The sequence below is a fragment of the Clostridium luticellarii genome, assembly GCF_002995845.1.
GTDB lineage: Bacteria > Bacillota > Clostridia > Clostridiales > Clostridiaceae > Clostridium_B > Clostridium_B luticellarii.
Map to the genome: position 1 here is coordinate 1 of NZ_PVXP01000115.1, position 6,028 is coordinate 6,028.

Annotated in this window: 8 protein-coding genes; all 8 read left to right on the top strand. The window is 33.0% G+C overall.

Annotated elements, in window-relative coordinates; translation table 11 throughout:
* Positions 1–349: DUF1430 domain-containing protein (locus tag CLLU_RS17870; RefSeq protein ID WP_146127622.1), on the top strand; the 349-nt coding region annotated here is incomplete at its 5' end.
* Entirely contained in the window at positions 346–954 is a 609-nt protein-coding gene (locus CLLU_RS17875; RefSeq protein WP_106011118.1) for an ATP-binding cassette domain-containing protein, read from the top strand. The genes CLLU_RS17870 and CLLU_RS17875, both read left to right, overlap by 4 nt.
* Positions 951–1,397: a hypothetical protein gene (locus tag CLLU_RS17880; protein WP_106011119.1), complete on the top strand. Its 447-nt coding sequence runs from the start codon at positions 951–953 to the stop codon at positions 1,395–1,397. Before CLLU_RS17875 ends, CLLU_RS17880 begins: the two co-directional genes overlap by 4 nt.
* 167 nt (positions 1,398–1,564) lie before the next feature.
* Positions 1,565–1,795: a glutaredoxin family protein gene (locus tag CLLU_RS17885; protein ID WP_106011120.1), complete on the top strand. Its 231-nt coding sequence runs from the start codon at positions 1,565–1,567 to the stop codon at positions 1,793–1,795.
* 175 nt (positions 1,796–1,970) lie between these two features.
* Positions 1,971–2,354 (top strand): BlaI/MecI/CopY family transcriptional regulator, encoded by a 384-nt coding sequence (locus tag CLLU_RS17890; RefSeq protein WP_106011121.1) that lies wholly within the window; start codon positions 1,971–1,973, stop codon positions 2,352–2,354.
* Between the two features lie 4 nt (positions 2,355–2,358).
* Positions 2,359–4,209, top strand: a complete 1,851-nt coding sequence (locus CLLU_RS17895) for a M56 family metallopeptidase (protein ID WP_106011122.1) — start codon at positions 2,359–2,361, stop codon at positions 4,207–4,209.
* Between the two features lie 85 nt (positions 4,210–4,294).
* Positions 4,295–5,626: a D-glucuronyl C5-epimerase family protein gene (locus tag CLLU_RS17900; RefSeq protein WP_106011123.1), complete on the top strand. Its 1,332-nt coding sequence runs from the start codon at positions 4,295–4,297 to the stop codon at positions 5,624–5,626.
* Positions 5,627–5,769: 143 nt separating this feature from the next.
* Positions 5,770–5,946: an HTH domain-containing protein gene (locus CLLU_RS18790; protein WP_158255947.1), complete on the top strand. Its 177-nt coding sequence runs from the start codon at positions 5,770–5,772 to the stop codon at positions 5,944–5,946.
* Positions 5,947–6,028: the final 82 nt, after the last annotated feature.

Below are 6,028 nucleotides of genomic sequence, written 5' to 3' on the forward strand. Positions count from 1 at the left end.
TATTAATCTAGTATTCAGTATTTTAATTCTACTTTTAGAAATTATCATCATCAACTCAATTATCACATTGGAATATAAAGTAAATGCTGTGGAGCTTTCCATCAAGAAAATTCTTGGATATAGTATTTTGCAGAAAAATAGAAAAATTATCATGATGACAGTTATAACTACAGCAGCAAGCATATCAACAGCTTTTGTCATCAATATGATAATGAAAACCGAGAAAGGCTATTATCTGGCCTTTGGAGGAATAAGCATCCTGATATTGGAGCTGGTCATTATCACATTTTATATATATAAAATTGAAAATTCTCAGGTTCAGAAAATCTTAAAGGGTGGGAGTCTATGATTGAAATAAAAAAAGTAACTAAAAAATTTGATGAAAAGGTAGTGTTCAAGGATTTCAGTTTAACAATAGAAGATGGAGATTTTATTATATTTTCAGGACCAAGCGGCTGTGGTAAAACTACTTTATTGAATATGATTGGTGCGATTGAAAAAATTGACAGTGGAGAAATAATCGCTGATGGTATTGACATTAAAAATAAAAAAAATCATCTGAACTATTTTAGGACAAAAGTGGGCTTTTTATTTCAGAACTTTGCATTAATTGATAATAAGACTGTTAAAGAAAATTTGAAGCTTGTTAAAAATAATTGCAAGACAAATTTATCAATAGAAGAGGCCTTGAGGACTGTAGGATTGGAAGAGAAGTTAAATAAAAAGGTATACACATTATCGGGCGGAGAACAGCAAAGAGTGGCATTGGCCAGACTAATGCTGAAAAAATGTGATATTATACTGGCCGATGAGCCTACAGGTTCTCTTGATAAAAAGAATGCAGAATCCGTACTTGATATTTTAAAACAATTAAATAAACAGGGTAAAACAATTATACTGGTTACCCATGACGAGAATATGAAAAAGCAGGGAAACAGGGTGGTGAATTTATGAATAAAATTAATGGAAAAAGAATTATCATATTTATAATATCAGCATTTTCAGTTATGAATATCAGCTGGTTTTTAATAACAACAATCAAATACGATAAATTTATAAAAGATCTACCTAAAGTTGAAGGCAGCTCCTATGGCATGAAGAAAGAAGATGGGTATAACTATAGTGTAAAGAAACCGGGTTATTTGCATTATACAGGGAATCTGGCAGTTTCCAACAGTAAAAAAGGTGAACTTTTGATTATATGGCCATTGATATCCGGTGGATATGAGTATGGTGTAAGAATAGAAGAAGATGGAGAAGCATATGAAATATATGTTGATGAAAATATGAAACCAATAGATAAAAATGACACATATGCTGTTCAAAATATTGAGCAACATAGAGCCGGTGTAGAAAAGTTGTTTTCCAAAGTCAATAAAATGTGGCAGTTGAAATAACAGCCTATTCATACAAATAAAAGAGAAATTTGACAAGATAAATAATTAAAAAATCGAGGAAAATAAATATTTATTAATAATTATTATTAAAATCTATTGATAGATATGAACGAATATGATATTATAAACCTGAAAAGAAAATAGTAATAGTATAAGGAGATGATTTTATGAATAAAGTTGATATATTTACAACCAGCACCTGTCAGTACTGTCACAGTGCAAAGGAATTTTTTACGAAACACAATGTAGATTTTACAGAGCACAATGTGACCACGGATCCCAATGCGAGAAGACAGCTGATGGAAAAAGGGTATAGATCTGTTCCTGTCATAGTTATAGATGGCGAATACCTGGTAGGCTTCAATGAAGCAAAAGTAGCGAGTCTTTTGGGTATTTAACAATATAGAAAGAAAATACGGAAGCTTTTGTAAAAACTTTAAAATAGTGCTGTGAATTGCTCACCAGGGTAATTTTACAGCACTTCATTTTTGTTGATTTTTCTATTGACAAATAGAGACTACAGTAGTAATCTAAGTTTAGAGATTACTACTGTAGTACCAAGGAGGGAAAAAGTTGAATAAAGCAAATAAAATATCGGATTCAGAGTGGGAAATAATGAAGGTATTGTGGAAAAATTCGCCGGTCACTTCCAGTGAAATAATCAAAATTTTAAAGCAGTATACTTCATGGAGTCCCAAGACAATTCATACTCTCATCAACAGATTGGTGGATAAGGATATTGTTCAGGTAAAAAAGCAAAAACCTTTTTATCTTTACTCTCCCAAAGTGTCCGAAGAGGAGTGCAGGAACATTAAAACCAGATCTTTTCTTGAAAAAGTATATGATGGATCGATTCGTCTGTTGATTTCCAATTTCATAAAGGATGAAAAATTATCAGATGAGGAAATAGACGAGTTGAGACAAATTCTGGATTCAAAGAGCAGCAGTGAGAGGTGAGCTTATGGATCTTTCTTCTATTTTTGAAATGGTAGTTTTATCTTCAGCCATGGGAAGTATGGTAGCTGTTTTAATACTTGGCGTAAAATGGCTGCTCAAGTCAAAACTCAGTGCCTTCTGGCAGTATTATATATGGTTTCTGCTTGTCATAAGGCTTGTTGTTCCCATGGGTTTTGAAACCCCTTTAAGTAAATTGAATGTGATTGTACCTGCTGCACAAAAAGTTCATATAGATCAGAATTCACCTGAAATAAATTCCAGTCAGCCGGCAAGTAGTATGAAAGTTAAAAATAATTCTTCAGAAGTACAATCGCAGGAAAAGGGCAGTGTGCAGGAAGTCAACTCCCATGGCTTTAATTATTATTTCAATGTGGCAGGTATTATATGGGCAGCAGTGGCAGTTCTTTCTGCAGCCATAATATTATTCGTAAATTTTTTATTTACATTAAAGATAAACAGAGAGTCCTGGTGTAAAGATATGGATACCGTCAAACTTCTTGAAAGATGTAAATCCAGGATGAATATATCCAGATTTATACCTATTGTCTATGATACACATGTAGGTGTGCCGTCACTTTTGGGCGTTGTAAAGCCCCAAATTTTAATCAGTCCGGATTTGTTGAATAACATTTCTTACGAAGAAAAAAAATATATATTTCTGCATGAACTTGCCCATTTCAAGAGGAAGGATATTTTTGTAAGCTGGATAATGTTGTTCCTGGGTATAATAAACTGGTTCAACCCTGTAATACTGTTTGCCCTTCATAGAATGAGGGAAGATTCTGAAATATCCTGTGATGCCTATGTATTGTCTTATTTGGGGAAAAATGAATACAGACGCTATGGAGAAACAATTATTGACTTTGTAAAATTTATTTCCAACAGCAGAAAAATTCCCGGTTCAATAGGAATAGCCAGGGGAAAATCAAATATGAAAAGGAGAATGACCATGATCAAAAATTTTAAAAACAAACCACAAAAATGGTGGGTAATATTGGCTTTTGCCTTAATAAGTGTATTCATCATGGGAATGACCAATTTGCCAGGTAAAACTGTAATTTCAGCAAATGAGAAGAATGATTTTAGCATAAGAAAAAGTAATATTGACTATGTGAATATTGTGAAAAAATTTCTGCCTCAAAATTCAAAGATTATAACTTCTGATAAAACAAAAGAAGAAGATAATGTGCTGCTTAAGGATCTGGACAATGACGGCAGAGATGAGATAATAACCGCCTACAGATTGGCAGAGGAGACATCTGGTGAAGATGAAAAAATAAGCATATTGGTTCTCAAAGAAAAAGAGGGAAATTGGGTTAAGGTTATGGATGAACCAGGGGCAGGTATTAAGCTTGATGCGGCTTTAACTGCAGATTTGGATGGGGATGGAAAACAGGAAGTGCTTTTGGGCAGGAGAATTGGAGGAACTGCAGCACAGCTGTCCGTATATGGATGGAGCAATAACGGCCTTGATAAAATTTCCAGGGAGGATATATACTATTCCAAACTGGACGTGGTGAATGTACAGGGAAATAGCAGGCAGGATATAGCAGTCTGGCAGCATGATACTGGAGAAGCCTATATAGTAGATGTTCTAAAATGGAACAAAGGCACCTTTATACAAGATGAAGAAAACTATAGAGGATACTTTAAAGAAGTTGTAGTACCCTATTATGAAGAAAAAGTAAAGGCAGTGCCTGATACAGGATTTTACTGGTATTATCTGGCTGACGCACAGATAAAGGCTGGAGATAAAAAAGACGCCTTGAAATCCATAGACAAGGGACTGCAATTGAATACAGGGTATCCTTCTCCGGAAAACTTCAATAAATTGAAGGAAAAAGCATTTAAATAAAGATCAAGCTGCTGTTATTGGGAAAGATGCTTTGAAATAGAGCATTTTTCCCAGACTTGAAGTTGAAATAATAAGGAGATTTATGATGTTAGAAGTAAAAGTCAGAAACTTCAGACGAGGAAAAAAGAATTCCAAAATCAACAGGAAGAAAATAGTAAGAATAATATCCGTATTGATTTTGACAATTTGTATTTTACGTATGTTATGGGTGGATGCTGCAACTGCAGGATACAGTAATAAAGTTATATATACAGGGATGAACTCAGTGGAAAATGCGAAAGTAAAAGATGTAACTGATTTTATTAAAAGTGATCCAGAAATTGCATTTAAATATGCCAAATATGAACATTCAATTGGACAATATGAAGAAGCAAGTAAAGTTTATCGGACTGTTATAATTAATTCTTTATCGGATAAGCCTTTAAAAATTATGGCTGAAGCATACCTAGCGTTATCCCAATATAGACATGCATTAGAACCTGTGGAAACAAAAAAATATTTAAAATACAGTAAGTCAAAAGCGGACCAATATAAAAATGCAGGGTATGTATTTCTGGATACTGTTAAATATACCACCACCGGAGATTATATTAATGCCGGTGAAGAAACTTGTTATCATGAAAGCAGTTCTGTGCATCTGGATAAGGATGGATTTCCCATGGTCAAATATGATTCGGACAGCGGTGGAGATGGGTACTTTTATTATAACCCTGTAACTATAGCACAATTTTCTTTAACTCAATTTGGAAAATATAAAAAGGGTACTGTTACCAGGAACAAATTTATAAATTCTGTTGACAAGTTATTATCGCTGCAGGACTCTTCAGGAGCCATGAGACTTAATTTTAAATTTAAGCATTATATAAATGAGCATGCCTATGAACCTGGCTGGGTGTCATCTTTAGCACAAGGACAAGCTATTAGCGTTTTTGTTCGCGCCTATCAAGTTGCAGGTGATAAAAAATATTTGGATGCTGCCAATAGAGCATATGAATTTATGTGTATTCCAGTCAATGAAGGGGGTACAAAGGATACGACAAAGGAATTGGATGGAAACAGCAATGTTTTTTTTCAAGAATATATAACTAATCCAAAGTCTTACACTTTAAATGGTTTTATATATACCATACTCGGTATTTATGATTTATCGCAAACAGAAGACAGTATTTACAGTAAAGGTGCCAATAAAATGTTTAGCGATTGTAACAATACGCTGCTTAAAATTATATATAAATATGATTTGGGGCATATGACAGCTTATGATGCTACTTATCTCATGAAAAAAAATCAATATCCCAATATAAACGTAGAGTATCATAAGACCCATATAGAACTTGTGGATGCCATGTATTCAATTACAAAGAATCCAGTGTATAAATATTATAATTTGAGATGGAAGTCTTATGTTTTAAATTAAGTGTGATAATAGTTTTTAATTTATATGGATTATTATATTATTTTTACAAATTACATGATAACATGTAGTTAATATGAATTATAATAAATATTCCAAATTAAACAGCATTTTATTTGGAATAATTAGGAGGACAAGTGGCCGCCATGTTTTTTTATAATAACCATGATGCAGATGATAAATTGAGGGGAGATATAGAAAATTTTATAAAAGACAGCAATTCTGTTTCATACGAGAAGAAATATAAGTTAGCAGTAGCTACTCTGTTTTTACATTATTTATTAACTCAACTTTCGCACATTAAAATAAAGGCGGAAGCCTGAATTTTTAAGATATAAAGCAAAGAAACATTCCTTTTGGTATAATAGAATTGTCAAAAACACCATACCAAGGAAAGGAATGTTT